Origin of the sequence: Larkinella sp., from assembly GCF_965227735.1 — a bacterium.
Taxonomy (GTDB): Bacteria; Bacteroidota; Bacteroidia; order Cytophagales; family Spirosomataceae; genus Larkinella.
In genome coordinates, this window is record NZ_OZ245776.1 from 3,432,205 (window position 1) to 3,450,766 (window position 18,562).

General features: G+C 52.9%; 10 protein-coding genes. 8 read left to right on the forward strand and 2 right to left on the reverse strand.

What is annotated here, in order from left to right; all coding sequences use genetic code 11:
• Nucleotides 1–80: 80 nt before the first annotated feature.
• The 6 genes from ACO064_RS13240 to ACO064_RS13265 all read left to right on the forward strand — a co-directional run bounded on the left by ACO064_RS13240 (nt 81) and on the right by ACO064_RS13265 (nt 8,372).
• Nucleotides 81–1,607 (forward strand): RtcB family protein, encoded by a 1,527-nt coding sequence (locus tag ACO064_RS13240; RefSeq protein ID WP_421827796.1) that lies wholly within the window; start codon nt 81–83, stop codon nt 1,605–1,607.
• A gap of 142 nt (nt 1,608–1,749) precedes the next feature.
• Nucleotides 1,750–2,160 (forward strand): hypothetical protein, encoded by a 411-nt coding sequence (locus ACO064_RS13245; protein ID WP_421827797.1) that lies wholly within the window; start codon nt 1,750–1,752, stop codon nt 2,158–2,160.
• 198 nt (nt 2,161–2,358) lie between these two features.
• Nucleotides 2,359–3,609: a TolC family protein gene (locus ACO064_RS13250; RefSeq protein ID WP_421827798.1), complete on the forward strand. Its 1,251-nt coding sequence runs from the start codon at nt 2,359–2,361 to the stop codon at nt 3,607–3,609.
• 4 nt (nt 3,610–3,613) lie between these two features.
• Nucleotides 3,614–4,699, forward strand: a complete 1,086-nt coding sequence (locus ACO064_RS13255; RefSeq protein WP_421827799.1) for an efflux RND transporter periplasmic adaptor subunit — start codon at nt 3,614–3,616, stop codon at nt 4,697–4,699.
• A gap of 3 nt (nt 4,700–4,702) precedes the next feature.
• Nucleotides 4,703–7,816, forward strand: a complete 3,114-nt coding sequence (locus ACO064_RS13260; protein WP_421827800.1) for an efflux RND transporter permease subunit — start codon at nt 4,703–4,705, stop codon at nt 7,814–7,816.
• A 58-nt stretch (nt 7,817–7,874) separates the two neighbouring features.
• On the forward strand, nt 7,875–8,372 hold the full coding sequence (locus tag ACO064_RS13265) for a hypothetical protein (protein ID WP_421827801.1): 498 nt from the start codon (nt 7,875–7,877) through the stop codon (nt 8,370–8,372).
• A 16-nt stretch (nt 8,373–8,388) separates the two neighbouring features.
• Here the strand turns inward: ACO064_RS13265 and ACO064_RS13270 are convergent, their stop codons facing one another.
• Together ACO064_RS13270 and ACO064_RS13275 are read right to left on the reverse strand one after the other, a co-directional pair.
• Nucleotides 8,389–10,704, reverse strand: a complete 2,316-nt coding sequence (locus ACO064_RS13270; protein ID WP_421827802.1) for a BamA/TamA family outer membrane protein — start codon at nt 10,702–10,704, stop codon at nt 8,389–8,391.
• Nucleotides 10,701–15,710, reverse strand: coding sequence for a translocation/assembly module TamB domain-containing protein (locus ACO064_RS13275; RefSeq protein ID WP_421827803.1), 5,010 nt, complete (start codon nt 15,708–15,710; stop codon nt 10,701–10,703). Before ACO064_RS13275 ends, ACO064_RS13270 begins: the two co-directional genes overlap by 4 nt.
• 617 nt (nt 15,711–16,327) lie before the next feature.
• Here ACO064_RS13275 and ACO064_RS13280 point away from each other — a divergent pair.
• Nucleotides 16,328–16,936 carry an RNA polymerase sigma factor gene (locus tag ACO064_RS13280; protein ID WP_421827804.1) on the forward strand — a complete coding sequence of 203 codons (609 nt, stop codon included), beginning with the start codon at nt 16,328–16,330 and terminating at the stop codon, nt 16,934–16,936.
• A gap of 497 nt (nt 16,937–17,433) precedes the next feature.
• Nucleotides 17,434–18,549 (forward strand): FecR family protein, encoded by a 1,116-nt coding sequence (locus ACO064_RS13285; RefSeq protein WP_421827805.1) that lies wholly within the window; start codon nt 17,434–17,436, stop codon nt 18,547–18,549.
• The last annotated feature ends 13 nt before the right edge of the window (nt 18,550–18,562 follow it).

Genomic DNA, 18,562 nt, shown 5'->3' on the forward strand with positions numbered 1-18,562 from the left:
AACTACGCAAAAACACTGCGCAGAAGCATTGAATCTTTGTCCCAGTCTGGTTCAGGAAGGCACTTTACTTTCTATAACTTATGGAAACCTCCATCTTACTTGAAGATATTCTATCCCTGGGACCCATCCCCGAAACCTTGCATACGCCCTTTCTGCGCGTGGCCAACGGGTTGCTGCAACGTGCGGATTACTCCAAAGAAAAAGTAATGGGTTTGCTGGCGCAAATGCTCCGCAACCCCAAAAAATTCGCTTTTTCCAAAAACAAGGTTACCAACCTGGCCCGGGCGGTTTACGAACTGAACAAACAGGGCATTGCCGTTCCGCTGAGTGAAACCGGTTTTACTTATCTACCGCCTGAACCTGCTCCTTATGCGCTGGATGCCAGCGAAAAGCAGGCAGATCGCATCTTCGATTTGCGCATCAATTCGTTGCCGTATGCGGTTTTTGGTCGTGAACAGATCGAGGAAGGCGCTCTGAAACAGATGGAAACTGCCGCCAGCCTGCCGATTTCGGTAGCCGGGGCCTTGATGCCGGATGCGCACCAGGGCTACGGACTGCCGATCGGGGGCGTTCTGGCGACGGAAGCCCATACCGTTATTCCCTTTGCGGTGGGTGTCGATATTGCCTGCCGGATGTGCCTGTCGGTCTTCGATCTGCCCCCGGCTTTCTTGAAACGCCAACCTGATCTCCTGAAAAAGTCGCTGGTGGAAAAAACCAAATTTGGGATGGGGGGCGAAACCCGCGACAAAATCGACGAAACCGTCATGGATTTGCCGGAATGGCAGGCCACCAAAGTGATCCGCGACCTGAAAGACAAGGCGTACCGGCAATTGGGAAGCTCCGGCACCGGAAATCACTTTGTAGAATGGGGCGTCGTGGAAGTCTACGAACCGGATGACCAACTGAATCTGCCACCGGGCGAATACCTGGCTCTGCTTTCCCATTCCGGGTCGCGCGGTTTTGGGGGAAACGTCGCCAATTACTATTCCAAACTGGCGATGCAAAGAACCCGGTTGCCCAAGCAGGCAGCGCATCTGGCCTGGCTGGATCTGAACACGGAGGAAGGGCAGGAATACTGGATTGCCATGAATCTGGCCGGGGCGTATGCCTCCGCCAATCACCACGAAATTCACCGCAAACTGGCGAAGGCACTGGGTGAAAAACCGCTGACGATGGTCGAGAACCACCACAATTTTGCGTGGAAGGAGCAATTGGCCGACGGTCGCGACGTCATTGTGCATCGGAAAGGAGCCACACCGGCCGGAGCCAATGTGCTGGGCATCATTCCGGGGTCGATGACCCAACCCGGTTTCGTGGTTCGCGGACGGGGTTATGCGGAATCGCTGAATTCGGCCTCGCACGGCGCGGGGCGGTTGATGTCGCGGACGCAGGCCTTCAATACCCTGACGCGCTCCCAATGGAACAAGGCCTTGAAAGAAGCCGATATTCAACTGATTGGTGGCGATCTGGATGAAGCGCCGATGGTGTACAAAAACATTGAAACCGTTATCGATGCCCAACGTGATCTGGTAGAAGTTCTGGCGAAATTTACGCCAAAAATCGTCCGGATGGCCGATGCGAACCGCAAGGAAGGGCGGGAAGACTAAGCAGCGTTGTTGCTTCGTCTTCCCACTTTTCATCCTCCGCTTTTTCACAAAGACAGCCTATTCCCAGGCATCCGCACAGGGGCATTTTGGGTGCAACCTGTTAATTTTCGGCAATTTACCGTACCTTTGTCGTACGGATTTTATGAAAAACCTGCGTCAGCTTCCTTTTCTGCACCGGCTTTTCTGTTTGTTGATGGCCATCAACGTCCTCAACTTCAGCATCGATGCCCCGGATCATCTCACCCTGTCTGCCAGTCAGAATACGGGTGCAGAAGATCTATCGGTCAACAAAATGGAAAGTATTGGCGAGGTTCTGCTTGAAAAAGTGCTGGCCATTCCCGATGCCGTTCCTGAACGGGACGATCCGGATCATCCGATTGCCGTTAAACTCGTCAAGACGGTTTATGACTGGACTGCCCCCACGGTGATGGTTCCGCTGCAGAAAATACCCATTAGTTTTTCCTTACTGATTCCCAGGAAGTATTTCTTCACGGCTTCCTTCTATTCGTCTCACTCTCCTGAGATCGATTCTCCCCCGCCCCAACGGGCCTGATCAATTCCCCTTTTGTGTGAAGAACTGACCGGCTGCCTGCATTCGGGTGTCGACGGTTTTCTTCTGGTTTTCGCATCCGCCGGTTGTCCTCATCCGCTGTTTTGCTGCGTCGGTTCTTCGTGGATCGGTCGCTCGCAGTTCTCCCGGTTCTGGTGATCGTGTGGTCATGCCATTTTTTTCTTACGATACCTTCAGATCATGATCAAATACGTGACCCTGGTGGTCCTGCTTTGGAGCGGGATGGCCCGGGCTCAGGACACATTGTCCATTCATCTCCGGCAGGCTGACAGCCTGTTTGTCGGGAGAAATCTGCTCGCACTGGCCGGGCGTTACCAGATTGAAGCCGCTCAGGCCGAGGTCATTCAGGCGGGTTTATTCGACAACCCTACAGTTACGGCAGAAATCAATGCCTACAACCCGGAACGGCGTCGGGCGCTGGACGTTGGCAGACAGGGGCAAAAATTCGTCGCGATTGAGCAACTGCTGTATACCGCCGGCAAACGCAACAAACGGATTGCGCTGGCGCAGGAATCGGCCCACCTGACCGAGTTGGGGTTTCGCGACCTGCTCCGGGCACTCCGTTTCGAGTTGCACACCCGGTTTTACGAAATGTACTTCCAGCAAAACACCCTGCGGCAATACGACCAGCAACTTGTGATTTTGCAGAATACGGTCAATGCGTTTGAGGAGCAGTACCAGCGTAACAACGTTTCGCTGCTGGAACTCCTGCGGCTCAAGTCCCTGCTCTTCCAGCTTTCGAAAGACCGTACCGAAATACGATCCCAGCTCCTTGATCAACAGCAGTTTTTGCAAACCCTGCTTTCGACCAATCAGCCCATCCAGGCGCTGGCCGATGAGGCCGCTCTGGCGCTGTTTCAGATGCCGGCACTTCCCCTGGATTCACTCCGGACGCTGGCCCTCCAAAACCGCCCGGATGTACAGATCAGCGAATCGCTCACCCGGCAGGCCCAGCTCAACTACAATCTGCAAAAAGCGCTCGCCAGACCGGATGTACGCGTCGGTGGCGTCTATGATCAGTCGTCCAATTACATCCAGAACTATACCGGATTGTCGGTGTCGATGGATTTGCCGCTGTTCAACCGCAACCAGGGAGCCATTCGGGCGGCCAAAAGCCAGATTGGGTACCAGCAGCAACTGCAACAACAGAAAACGATTCAGGTCGAAAACGAAGTAACGGCGGTTTGGCAAAAAATCCGCAACGCCGACCAGATGATCCGGTCGGTTGAAGGTCGTTTTGCGGAGCAATTCGAAGAGCTGAACAAGGGCGTGCTCGCCAATTTCATGAAGCGGAATATCCCCCTGTTGGAATTTGTCGACCTTTTCGAAGCCTATACGGAAAACATTCGGGATCTAAACCGCCTGAAAACCGATCGCATGGCGGCTTACGAGGAATTCAACTACGTCATCGGTACTAATCTGTCAAACTAATCAAATGAACAAAATCATCCGCATCACCTTCCTGCTGGCGGCAGGAATGGGACTATTCAGTTGCGATACGCCACCGGTTGCCGAAGAACCAAAAGCATTTATGCTGTCAGATACGATGCTGAAACGCATTCGGCTGGACTCGGTTGTGAACCAGCCCGTTCGAAACGAATTGACGCTGGTGGGCCGGGTCGTGGCCGACGAAAACAAAGTCATCAAGGTGTTTCCGCTGGTAGGCGGCAACGTCGAAACCGTGCCGGTTGAATTGGGCGATTACGTTCGGAAAGGGCAAACGCTGGCGCTGATCCGTTCCGGCGAAGTGGCCGATCTGGAACGGCAGATGATTCAGGCGCAATCGGGCTTGCTGGTGGCGCAGAAAAACCTGCGCATTGCCCAGGATCTGAACGAAAGCAAACTGAACGCCCAGCGCGACGTGGTTCAGGCGCAAAATGAAGTCAGCCAGGCCGAAGCCGAGCTGGCCCGGTTGCGGGAAGTCTTCCAGATTTATGGTCTGGGCAAAACCAGTAACTACACGGTAAAAGCGCCCATTTCCGGGTTCATCATCGAGAAAAACGTCAATCCCGGCCTGCAGCTCCGGGCCGATAATGCCGACAACCTCTTCACCATTGGCGAAATCAAGGACGTCTGGGTGATGGCCAACGTCAACGAAAGTGACATCGGACGGGTCAGAACCGGGATGGCGGCCCAAATCGAAACGCTGAGTTATCCCGATGCGGTTTTTCGGGGCAAGGTGGACAAAATCTACAGCGTGCTTGATGCCAACACCAAAGCCATGAGCGTCCGGATTCGACTGGCTAATCCCGATTACAAGCTGAAACCGCAGATGCACGCCACCATTCGGCTAACGCTGGAAACGGGCCGGCAACTGGCAACCGTGCCAACCGATGCGGTTATTTTCGATAGATCGAAAAATTACGTCGTCGTCTATCGCAACCGGAGCGATCTGGAAGTCCGGGAGGTGTCTGTTCACAAAACGCTGCGGGCGGTCACCTACCTCGACGCGGGGCTGAAGCCCGGCGAAACCGTGGTTTCCAAAAATCAGATCCTGATTTACAACGCCTTGAACAACTAACTCATGAACCAGTTCATTCGGAATATAGTCGGTTTTTCGCTCAAAAACCGGTTTTTTATCTTTTTCATGACCGCCGGTCTGGTCATCGCCGGGGTGTTCAGTTACCTCAACACGCCCCTGGAAGCCTTTCCCGATGTCACCAATACGCAGATCATCGTGGTGACGGAATGGAACGGCCGGAGCGCCGAAGAAATCGAGCGTTTCGTGACCGTTCCCATCGAAGTTGCCATGAATTCGGTGCAGAAAAAAACCAACGTCCGCTCTGTCACCATGTTTGGGTTATCGGTGATCAAAATCATTTTTGAAGATGAGGTCGAAGACTTTTTTGCCCGGCAACAGGTTAACAATCAATTGCGTAACATCGCGTTGCCAGAGGGAGTGGAACCGGACGTGCAGCCGCCGTATGGCCCGACGGGTGAAATTTACCGATTTACCCTGAAAAGTGACAAACGCGACAGCCGCGAACTGCTGACGGTGCATAACTGGGTGATCGACCGCCAGTTGCGGAGTGTTCCGGGCGTGGCTGATGTCGTGGCGTTTGGCGGCCGTCAGAAAATCTACGAACTGCGCGTCAATCCGACGCAACTGGCCAAATACGACCTGACCCCGCTGGAAGTGTACCAGGCCGTTACCCGCAGCAACATCAACGTCGGGGGCGATGTCATCGAAAAAAGCGGACAAGCCTATGTAGTTCGCGGCATTGGGCTGTTAACGTCCATTCAGGACATCGGCAACATCATCATCGAAGAACTGAACGGCAACCCGGTTCTGGTCAAAAACGTCGCGGAAGTGGCCGAATCGCAGTTGCCACGCGTGGGGCAGGTAGGATTGGATGACGATGACGACGTCGTGCAGGGCATCGTGGTGATGCGGAAGGGCGAAAATCCCAGCGACGTGCTGGGGCGCGTGAAGGCGAAAATCGAACAGTTGAACACGCGGGTGTTGCCGCCGGACGTCAAGATGGTGACTTTCTACGACCGCGACAACCTGATCGAGTTCTGTACGCACACGGTTCTGCACAACTTGACCGAAGGCATTGTGCTGGTAACGGTGATGGTTTTTCTGTTCATGGCCGACTGGCGCACCACGCTCATCGTTTCCATCATTATTCCGCTGGCGTTGCTGTTTGCGTTCATGTGTCTGAAATTGAGGGGTATGTCGGCCAATCTACTGTCGATGGGAGCGGTCGATTTCGGGATCATCATCGACGGGGCCGTGGTAATGGTCGAGGGAATCTTTGTCACCCTCGACCACCAGGCCCACAAAGTCGGCATGCCAAGATTCAACAAACTCGCCAAACTGGGGCTGATCAAAAAAACCGGTGGTGAACTGGGCAAGGCGGTTTTCTTCTCGAAGCTCATCATCATCACGGCCCTGCTGCCCATTTTCGCGTTCCAGAAAGTCGAAGGCAAAATGTTCTCTCCGCTGGCCTGGACGCTCGGTTTTGCCTTGCTGGGCGCGTTGTTGTTTACGCTGACGCTGGTACCGGTTTTGTGTTCCATTTTGCTGAAGAAGAACGTCCGCGAAAAGAATAACCCGATCGTCAATTTCTTCAACCGCATCGTCATGGCGGGTTTTGGCTGGTGCTACGGTCGGAAGAAGTTTAGCATCGTGGTCGCTTTGCTGTTGATGGGCAGCACGTTTTTCTCCGCCCGGTTTCTCGGAACGGAGTTTCTGCCGCAACTGAACGAGGGCGCACTCTGGGTTACGGCCGAATTACCCATGAGTCTGTCGCTGCCCGAAAGTGTGGAAATGGCCGGGCAGATCCGGCGCGATCTGAAGGCGTTTCCGGAAGTCAACCAGGTACTTTCGCAGGTGGGCCGTTCCAACGACGGCACCGATCCAAACGGTTTTTACTTCTGCCAGTTTCAGGTCGATCTGGCCCCCAAAGGCGACTGGAAGCGCAAAATATCGGTAGAAGAACTAACCGATGAAATGGATAAAAAGCTGCGGAATTATCCAGGGATAGTCTACAATTATTCGCAACCCATTATCGACAATGTGGCCGAAGCCGTCGCTGGTTACAAAGCCAGCAACGGCGTAAAAATTTTCGGGCCGGATATTTACAAGCTGGAAAAATACGCCGATCAGGTTCTGAACGCCATGAAAGACGTCGAAGGTGTCCGGGATTTGGGCGTGATCCGCAATGTCGGGCAACCGGAGATCAGCGTGTTGTTTCACGACCACAAAATGGCCTTGTACGGCGTCACCACGGCGGATGCGCAGGCCGTGATCGAGATGGCGATTGGCGGAAAAACCGCATCGGTTTTGTACGAGGGAGAGCGTCGGTTCGACATTCGGGTCCGGTACCAGGATGAATACCGCCAGAGCGAGGAAGACATCATGAGCCTGATGGTTCCGACCCTGAAAGGGGGACTGATTCCGTTGCGGGAAATTGCTTCGCTCAAGAAGCAAACCGGCCCGGCTTTCATCTATCGCGACATCAATCAGCGGTTTATCGGTGTCAAGTTTTCAGTGCGCGGACGTGACCTGGGCAGCACCATTGCCGAAGCTCAGAAAAAAGTCAATGCGGCCCTCAATCCGGGCAAAGATTATTCGATGGAATGGGTTGGGGAGTTTGAAAACCAGGTGCGGGCCACCGAGCGGCTGGCGCAGGTGGTTCCGATCAGTCTGGCAGCCATTTTTGTCATCCTGTTCATCACCTTCGGTAATACCAAAGATGCGGGACTGGTGCTGCTTAACGTTCCGTTCGCACTGATTGGCGGTATTCTGGCGCTCCACGTGACGAGCATGAATTTCGGCATTTCGGCGGGGGTGGGCTTCATTGCCCTTTTCGGGATCTGTGTGCAGAACGGGGTCATTCTGATCTCGGTCTTCAACAAAAATCTGCTGGGCCGGATGTCGCTGGACGAGGCCATTCGGGACGGGGTGCAATCGCGCATACGCCCCGTCGTCATGACAGCGCTGATGGCGGCCATCGGGCTACTCCCGGCTGCCCTTTCCACCGGCATTGGATCGGAAACCCAGAAACCGCTGGCGATTGTCGTCATCGGCGGGCTGATCACCGCCACCGTTTTGACACTGCTGGTTTTCCCCATCATCTACCGGTTTTTCTACCGCCACCGGGTTCACCGGCTCCAGGATCTGGATGAATAATCAGGTTAATCAACCAATAAATAGTCAAGTTTTAATTTTCATTTAAACACATCGAAACATGAAACGCAATCCCATCATTTCCCGTCTAAAAACCCTTTTCAGCATTCTGGTTCTAGCTACAATCAGTTTCAATTGCCAGGACAAAGCCGGTGCGGATTTAATTAATGAGGCTGCTAGTTCGGGGGTATCGCTGGGGGCTTACAGTGGCTTCAAAACGGCGTTTCCCAACGTCCAATCGGTGACCTGGACCCATTTGCAGGAGCGGATTTGGGAAGCCCGTTTTACGGAAGGAACCACCGCGAAAGCGGCTCTCCTCCAAACGGATGGACTGGTGATCGAGCAGGGCGCGCTTCTCAAGCCGGATTCATTACCGGTAGCAACCCGCACGTATATGAGCGGAACCTTTCCCGGAAGCAGTATCCAAACGGTTTTGACAGACGACAATGACGAAGCGAATAAGCCATTTCGGGTTATCCTGCTGGATGCACCGAATGCCCGGATTTTGCGGGTGCTTTTCGACAGCGATGGAACCTTTCATTCCACAACCGAACTCTGACAGACGAATGCCGGGGTTAGAACGGATAGCCCACGGCAACATTGAGGATCAAATTCTCCCGGCGCCAGGCCCGGTTGCCGGGAGCAATTTCGTCCGCAACCCATTGCTGCCCTTCCGGCAACCACGGTTTGCGAAGCGGAAACGCCAGGTCGAACCGAACAACAAAGTAGGATACATCTACCCGGAGACCCACCCCCGTGCCGACGGCCAGCTGTTTGTAAAAATCAGATTTAAACTGTGTTCCAAGCCCGTACAAGGTGTTATCGGAGTACATCCAGACGTTGCCGACATCCAGAAACAAAGCCCCCTGAAGGTATTTACTGAACTTGGGGCGAAGTTCGGTGCTGAACTCCAGCTTAATATCGCCCCCGCCGTCCTGAAGCTGCACCGTACCTTCCAAATTTCGGGTAAAAATCCCGGGACCAACCGCCCGGGGGCGGAAAGCCCGCAAACTGTTGGCTCCCCCGACAAAATACTGCTTCACAAAAGGCAATTCCGTGGAATTGCCGTAGGGAACGCCAAACCCGCCAAAAAACCGGTTGGCCCAGGTCAAATTTTCCGATACTTTAAAAAAATGCCGGCTGTCGACATCCATCCGAAAAAACTGCGAATAGGGTACACCAAAAATCGCTTCCCGCCCTTCTTCGTTGGTTTTGCGCGTCAGCCACGAGGCCAGATTACCGGCGGGTTCAATATTAACACTCAACCGTTGCGTATACGCGGAGGTAGTGCGGGGTGATGAGCTGAGATTATATGTATATAACGTACTCAGAATAAGCTGTTCGGAGCGAAGAATATTGATATACTGTTGCCGCGTGCTGGGGTCGTCTTCCAGGGCGAAGAATTTTTCGGTAAAATTGGATGGCAGAACGTAGTTGATGCTGATGGGCTGAAAAATATGCTCCGTTTGCGGATTGCTCCGCCACGAATAGCCAAATGTTGTCAGGAAAGAATTCAAGTGGTACAATTCACCCCGAACGATCAGATCATAGCCCAACGAAACGATGGTTTGGGGCAGGGCCTGTCCACGCTGGTAATATTTAATGGGAATCGGCGTAACCAGCCGGGGAAACGTCAGACTGGTCTGAATGCCGTAGCGGTAGTTGGCAACACCCTGCCCACGCGCACCCACCTGGAATTCAATCCCGGCATTGGCACTGATGGTAAATAAGTCGGACCGGCCAAATACATTGCGGTTTCGCCAGTTTAGGGAAAGTTGCGATCCTACAAGGTTATTGGAGCGGCTGGTGCCGGCAATTTCCAGCCGGGCCGATTTTTTAGGATAGGGCGTCAGAAAATAATGCACATCCAGCACCGCCGAATCGCCCTGCTGACTGGCTTCAAACCGGTTACGGACAAATTTAAACGAACCTACGTTGATAAACCGTGACAACGTCTGGTCCTGCGCCCGGCTATTGTACCGCTTTCCGGGTTGCAAAGCAATAATGTCCCGAAACAACTTGGGATTGTAGATACCGGCAGGATCGACAATATTCAGTTTACCAAATTTAACCGCCTGGTTTTCTGACGTGTCCGTTTGGGTTGTGTTGGAGGAAAGACTGTAATTGGGATAAACATAAATATCCCGGATCGAATAAGGAAGCAAAGCCGCTGGTGGCGTTTCGGGCTTGATGGCCAGATAAAGGCGGGTCCGGTGTTTTCCCAGGGCACTGTCGGCCAGAACCGCGAGGTAATCGGGCTGAAAATAAAAAAAACCCTGACGCTGTAAAGCCTGCGTGATTCGTTCCCGCTCCAGCTTGATCAACTCGAAGCGGTAGGGGTTGTCTTTCTTGAGCAAACTGCGTTTTCTGACCTCTACCATCGGTTTCCGCAGCGAAGTTGAATCCATCAGAAAAGCCACCGAATCGATGTAATACCGGGGCTGCACCTGCACCTGATAAACCCCCGTAGCCTGATAGCCGTCTTCCTTTAAACTACCCGAAACCGTCGAGCGGAAGTATCCTTCATTTTCCAGAAATCCCATCCAGATCAGTGCATTGGACGACAACGCTTTGGCACTCGCAAAAACCGGTGGCTCTCCGGCTTTCCGCCGAAACCATGCCCGGAACCCCTTCTCTTTTTTGGGTTCGCCCATCAGGTAATACAACCCGACTTTATACGGATAGCCGAACAATCTCTTGTTGGGTTTCGGCCGCGCCATGTCGGCCAGCGCCGTTTCAATCTGGCCTTTTTCAGTTTTGGAAACGGTCGAATCGACCTGAACATTGATTTCCGTATCGACGTACAATTTCTCGCCGGGCGGAATGTGTCTGGCAACGTGGCAACCCGTCAGAATCAGGAAAAAAGATATGTATACTAAACCGTTTCTCATTGATTCACTTTTTCCTCCGGTTTTTTAAAGATTTCACTCAACTGGTTGTAATCGACGGTGATGACAAAGCCAATACCGGTTTCGATCACATAGCCTTCCAGAACCGCCTGGTAATCACTCTTGCGATACCCCCGCATCATATAGCGACCGTCGCGGGAAAGATTATAGTTTAACGACAGGTTATCAAAGACTTCGTTCGGATTTCGGGTAATGGTATTGTTATTTTTTTCCAGCACAAAATTGCGCCCCACCGAAACCGTCAGCCGTCCATTCAGGAAACTGCGGGATACGCCCACGTTTAAATCGGTTCGGGAACCCACCGTGTTGTTAGACTGTGCCGACTGGCTCGACGAAAGCAGGTTGAAATCGACATCGAAACCTTTTAACAGACTGGAAGCGAACCGCTCCAATTGATCCGACAGAATCTTGCTGACGCTGTTCCGGGCAATTTCTTCGGTATTGATGCCGCCACCAGACGAACTGGAGGACGTTTCGGCAATAAAACTCCCCAATACCATCAGCCCGAAAACCTGCTTATTCAACTGGGATGGATCGTTCCGCAACTGCGTCAGCTTGGAATTGACCGCGTCGATCACCGTACGGGAAGCCAGAAAATCTTCCTCCGGCATCACAATGTCGAAACTGATGTCGGGGGCTGCCAGACGGCCTTTCATTTTTAGCAGGACGTTGAACGGTATTTTCTGCTTGGACGCTGTCCGCATTTGCTCGCTGGTTTCGTTGGCAATCAGGTTCGAGGGAACCGCCGTGGTCTGATAAACCGCCGTTATATCTAAATCCGCCCGCAGCGGGTCACCCGTCCAGGTAATAAAACTTCCTTTCTGGATTGAGAAGGTCCGTTTCAATACCTGATAGGTCAACGAATACTCTCCTTCCGTAACGTCATACCGACCGAGCAACGAAATCGCCCCGCTCTGGCTCACACCGACGTTCAGGCGGGCATTGCCTTTGATGCGCAGATTGTCGCCGTTGAGTTCATCGACAACGACGGTAATTTCGGATTTTTCGTTGACTTCCAGGCTCAAATCGATCTGGGCATTGCTCAACTCTTTGAAAGCCCGGCTGCGCAGGGCCGTGTCGGGCCGGGCCATCACCAGGTATTTTCGCAACGCCAGGGTATCATTGTGGTCGATGAAGGTAACAATCTCGCGGGCTTCGTTCGCCGACGCCGTCTGATCGGGCAACACCATCGTCACCTTGCTGTCATCTTCCAGTTTGATCGAACCACCGATGGTGGGGCTGGTTCCGCTCCCGCGAATACTGAGGTCGGCGCTGATAGCGGCATTTCCGTACGCCAGATCGTTATCTTTCCGGGTCGCATTCAACACCTGAAATTTCGTGGCGTTGATGCGCAGGTTGTACGCTACATCGGGCAGTTTACGGAGCGTTATCGTTCCATTGGTGGTCAGACTGCGGTTTAACGCATCCCGCACGTTAAAATCCTGGAACGTGATCACCTTCTCGTTGAAACGAATGGTTTCATTATCGATTTTATACGTAGCATTCAGATACGCTACGTTGAAAGCCAGTGAATCGAACGACATCGAACCGTTCATCCGGGGCTGGTCCGTCGAACCGGACACATCGACCTGCCCCCGCAACCGGCCCGAAGTCTGCCGCAACTGACCAAAGCTGAATGCTTCGATCGTTTGTGCGCTCAACTGTTCCAGATCGATCTTGAAATCCAGGGCATTCGCCGGGTCCGACGCCTTATAAAATCCCGTCACCCGCGCACTATTTCCCGAACCTTTCAGGGCAATATCGGTCGAAATCCGCTGATCCGTCGTGTTTTCAAAACTGGCGGTCAGATTTCCCAGCGGTTTCGCCATCACCTTCAGGCTATCGACTGTTACATTGCCGGTAAACGACAGATTGGTCATCACGTTCCGCAGGATGACATCACCATTCAGCAAACCGCTCGCCATCGTGGTGTCCTGATTGGCGAGTTTCGCCATGTTCGTCAGGTCAATATTTTCCACTTTCACCTCCAGGGGCGCATTGGGTTGCGGAACGATGCTGTTGACCAGTATCTTCTGCGAACCGGTTTGGAGCAGGAATTTATTGGCTAAAATACCGTCCTCGCTGTATTGAATGTACCCCGTCGTGTCGCTCGTCCAACGCTGGTAGTTGGTCATCATCCCGTCCGGATTAAACCGGAACTGATAGGCCCGGTCGGCAACGCCCAGATTTCCGGACAGTGCATACCAGGCCCGGCCCGTGGAATCTTCCGAGATAATATCGAAATGCAGGCGGTTTTTGATGGCTTCCCCGTTGAATCGGGTCACGTTCAGATCGACCTGATCGGTGTGAACCGCATTGACCTGGCTCCGGATCAGCAAACGGTCATTGACTGCCTGAAGGCCCATCGTTACGGTTTGGAACCGCATGGTATCGTACTCGATCGTACCGGTTTTCAGCAAAGCCGACAGAGTGGTATCTTTTGTATTGTCAATGTACGCTTTCAGGGTAACGGGGTCCATTTTGGTCAGGGCTGGCACAAAAGCCATCAGCAGCGGGTGCTGGCTGACCGTCATGTCGATGTTGAACCCGTAAGGCGGATTGACCGGCTTGTATGTCAGGTCGGGCAGTTTGATGTATTTGCTGAATTCACCCACGACAATGTCGTACAGTCGGGTGTAGTCAAACTGGCCGTCGAGCTTCAGAGTTGCAAACGGCAGTTTGGCTTCCACGATTTTCCGAACGCCTTCCGGAGCAGCTTTGACATAAAAAGAATCCAGCGGATACGTTTTGCCATTGAAACGCACAACCGTTTCCCGGGCCGTCAGCGTACCCACCGGATTAACCGGGTCGGTGGAAGCGAAATCAAACCGCATCCGGCCTTCGACGCTGAGCGGATCGTTGTAAAACTTCAGCGCCTTTACGTCCAGTTTCTCAATCACCAAACCGCCTTTCACGCTGGGATAGTCTTCCAGCAAACTGACCACTGAATTCAGGGCCAGCTTGGCGTTCGGATCATCCAGTGTGCTTTTGGCCGTCAGGATGCCTTTGTCCAGTTCACCTTCCGCGGCAAAATTCTGGTAATTATATCCGTTCAGTTCCGCCTGCCGAACGTTGAGCCGGAACGCGGTTCGCATGGTTTTGACGTCGATTCCCTGCCCATTAACGGTCGCATCAGCCGTAATGCTGCCGATCATGGCCTGCTGATTCAGCCAGCGTCCGGCTTCAAAATTCGCCAATGCCAGCGTTCCCCGGTAAGCCTGATTTTTCCCGGCCACAAAGCCCCGCACATTTCCGTCAAAATCGACATTTCCCCAGTCGGTTTGCAACGCAGAATTGAGGTTCAAATTATCGAGTTCGCCCTGAAACCGGCCCGTTAGCCGCAGCTTCGGCGGAAGGTTGAATGAATCCGGTAACGTTCCTTTTGGCACCAACTGCCGAATATCGCGAAGCTGCGTTGAACCTTCGGTCAGGTTAATGTCCATCGCCATCCGGTCGACATCGGTCACGTTGCGCAGCCGACCACTGGCCCGCAGGCGGGTGCCCGACAACATATCGAGTTCAAATGTCGGAATGCTCAGATTCGCCAGCGTTCCCCGCATCAGGGTGTTGACCCGAATAACCGCCTGACGATTTCCGGCAAAAGGCGCGGTAGTCGCCAGAAAAGGCGCCAGTTGCAGAATGTCCGCCACCGCCAGTCGGCTTTGTTTCAGATTGACCCGGATCCCCACACGTCCGGCTTCGCGCGGACGGCTGAGTTGCCCGATGGAATCATACCGCAGAATGAGTTGATCCCGGATGAGTGTCTGGGGCGTTTGAACCAGAAGCCGGTTGATCGACGTCAGCGTATCGCTGTAAACCACATCGGCATCGAGCCGCTGGAGTGCAAAACCGCTTTGATCCCGGAAACGGCCTCCGCGAAATTTCCCGGAAATAACCTGCGGACTGTATTGCAGCGTCTGCGCCGTCAGCGATAAATCCTGCAAATCGAGGTGCCCATAATCCAGACCGGTTTTCTGTTTAGGCTGGTTTTGATCGTCGAACCGGATGCGGTTTTTAGCCAGTGCCACCCGCCCGATTCTGGCCCGCCAACCGCCCGAATCGTCGGCGGTGGCCGTGGTGGCTGTGGGCGGAGTCGTTTTTCCGGTAGGTTTGGTCAGAATAGCCGAAATATCCGAATTTTCGAGTTCCAAAGATTTGATGCCGATGCGCTGCCCGTCCAGATACAGATAATCGGCGTTCATCGCCAGCCGCCCGACTGAACCCTTGGTTTGAAAATCAGCCTCTTCCACCTTAACATCCCAGCGCGCCCGGGTCAGTTTCCAGTTGCCCAATTTGAGATCCATCGTATCGCCCGGTGCCGACGTATCAGGCGTTTCCGGGGTAGGAATTGCCGGATAAAGCCGTGTGTTGGCCACCAGTCCGTCGATCGTCACATCACGAAGATGGTATTGGGATTTGTCAACGTTGGTTTTGTCGAAGTTAGCCCGCAAAGTATCGACGTAAGCACCGACTTCCGCGCCCACCACATCATCTTTGTAGCGAATCCGAACATCTTTCAGCGTAATACCGGACAAACTGATGTCCAGCGGAGCCGCCGTGGTGTCGACGGGTTGGGGTGGCCCGCCCGTGTCGAAGGCGTCGATGATGTATTGAAAATTGAAAGCCGTATCGGGCAGTGTGCGGTTCAGGTTTACGCTAACCTTCTCCAGTTCGATCTGGTTAAGCGCAACCCGATTCTGCAACAAACCCATCATGTCGAGGTCAACCCGAAGTTTCTGGCCCGCCAGAAGGGTATCGCCTTTAGGGGTAATAAACAGCACGTCTTCCAGCGCAACGTAATCCGGAATTTCGTAGGTAATGCGGCCAATCCGAAAAGGGCTTTTTATTTTTCCGGCGAGGTAGTTGTTGACCTGACGCGTCACAAACTCCTGGCCCCAGGTTGTCGTACCGATCACACCGAGGAACCCGATTACCAGAAAAATCAGTGCCAGTATGGCAAGAGAAAAAAACGTCAGAAATTTTTTCACATTCCTTAAATCAGTCACCGGATAACCAACCGCCTACCCTGTTTTCTGCCTTTGCTACTTACTCAATACGTACTTTAGACGCCGAATGTTGAACGTGGGATCATATTTGTACAAAAAAAACAATAGAGACGGTGTCAATAATCCGGCCAATTTCCTTCTTTAATAAACCGCCCAGAAAGTGTTTATGTTATCGTTTTGTTCCTTCTTGGTTCTATTTTACTTTGAAAAAAAGCCTTTTGCAATCAAATAAGGGATAATCAGCCAGAGCAGGCCTTTGATGAGAAAGAAAAAAAAGCCCAGCCAGCCGACGCGCTTGAGCCATATTTTGAAACGGTTATTCATGGTGTGGCTATTCGTTTGATCAATACCGTTGTCGAAACCGGAAGTCCTGAAAGCAATATTCCATCAAAGGTAGCGAACTGTCGATGTATTGAAAGCTGTCTCCCCATTTTTGCTGCTTTTCCCGCATCTCAGCCCTTGTCCCGCGTTTTATCTGCTCCATTGACCGCCATATTTTAAATTCTTTTAATTATAGATTTCATCCACAAAATACCATCTGTGTTAAAATAACACTACATTTGGTACAATTAAAGTTAGTCCTTGACGGTCATCATCCATTGGAACGCTTTACAGCCGCTGAGTATAAAAATCTTGCCCCCCAGGAGCTATGGCAACGCTTCAAAGCCGGTGACGAACTGGCTTTCGGCGAACTGGCTCAGGGGCACTACCGTAGCTTGTATAACTACGGTTCGCGGCTGACTGCGGATTCGGAACTGGTTTGGGATACCATCCAGGATTTACTGCTGGAATTGTGGGACCGGCGGGCTACGGTCAGCGATGCGGTTTTTGTCAAAACGTATTTACTGAAAGCCCTGCGCTATAAACTGCTGAAAGCGCTTCCCCACCATCCGTCGGTTCAGTTCGACGAATCAGAGCCAGCCCAGACACTATTTGCCGATTCCATCGAACAGAAAATTATCGATGACGAAAGCCAGACCGAGCAAACCCGCCTGTTACACCAGCTCATGGCTTCCCTCTCCAAACGCCAGCAGGAGGTGCTTTACCTGCGGTTTTACCAGAATCTGGAAAACCACGAAATTGCCCTGATCATGGGGCTGGAGCGCCAGAGCGTCGCCAACCTGCTCCACCGAACCTTCAAGGAACTCCGCCACCAATGGTCGTCCAGCCTGCTTGTGGTTTTACTGGGAATGATACGGTTATCGTAACAAAATATCATTCTACGGAACCAGGATTTTGGGTCTTCTGCGGACGCGGTGACTACAAAATGGATCATCCCTCCGGGACTCATCCGCCTATACAATCGGACACGGTGGCTACAAAATGGATTATCCCGATGGGATTGTTTTTGATTTTCCTGCCGGGGTTCGATTTTGCCATCCCGTAGGAATGGGGCATTTTGTAGCTACCGTGTCCGAGTATAGGCGGATGAGTCCCGGAGGGATGATCCATTTTGTAGCCACCGTGTCCGATTGTATAGGCGGATGAGTCCCGGAGGGATGGGACATTTAATAACCAAGCGATGGGCCATCCGTCCAGGATTTTTTGATTTTCCTATGTAAGAACCATTACCTTCCACTTCACAGCTAAAAGCTCAGCCAACCAATTATTGAACTCTTCTCAAAAATAATTTTACTTTTTTTTGAGTATTGCCCCTCCCTCTCCGGCACTATGGAAGTAGAAGCCCTAGAATACTATTTTCTCAATGATTAATTACAGAACGTACGAAGCTGAAGACTTCCTGTTCGATGAATCCTTCCGGCAATGGACGGCGGAGTCCTCTCCGCAAGCCGCCCTTTTCTGGAACCGGTGGCTGGCCCAGAATCCAGACCGCGCCGACGTGGTCCGGCAGGCCCAGGAACTGGTTCGCGCGCTGGAGGATCATTACCGCGACGATGCCACCGAAAACCGGCTGGCGGACGAGCTGAACCGGCTGGTTGGAAAAGCCGTCGAACACCGGGATGCGGAACTGGACGGGCCGGTTCGGCCGCTGGGGCAACGGTCGTGGTGGCGGTGGGCGGTGGCGGCTTCCGTTTTGCTGATCAGCCTCAGTACCTGGCTTTACGTGAACCGGGCTCCCAAACCGGCAGCAGACCCGTATGAATACCTGACCAAAACCGTTACCATACCGCTGCAGGAAAAGGTCAATACCGGCTCCAAAGCGATCAATATTCTGCTGAGCGATGGCAGCGTCGTAACGCTGAACCCCAACAGCCGCCTAAGCTATCCCGAGCGGTTTGACAACACAACCCGCACGGTTTACCTCAGCGGTGAGGCCTTCTTCGACGTGATGAAAAATCCGGCCAAACCGTTCTTGATTTACGCCAACCAAACGGTCACTAAAGTACTGGGAACCAGCTTTCTGGTTCGCGCATACACAGGCGAAAAAGACGTCACCGTGATGGTGAAAACCGGTCGGGTTTCGGTCTATTCGCAGAAAGATTATGAGCAGGCGCAGCAATCCGGTCTCCGGCGCGTCGAAGGCGTGGTGCTGACGCCGAATCAACAGATGACGTATAACCTGGAAGAGAACAAGCTTGTGAAAGCACTGGTGGCAAAACCGGCGGCTTTAATCGCCAACCGGCCCAGCCGCGAGCAGGTGTTTGAGGATGCGCCAGTGGACAAAGTGTTTTCCAGCATCGAGCGTATGTATGGCATCAAACTGCTTTTCGATGAGGAAGCCCTGGCCAACTGTCTCGTGAACCTGACCTTTAACGAAGAAAATTTGCTGGAACGGCTGGATGTCATCTGCCAGACCATCGGCGCGTCGTATGAAGTGCTCGACGGCCAGATTGTGATCACCAGCAAAGGATGCCATTGAAGTACCTATTCCT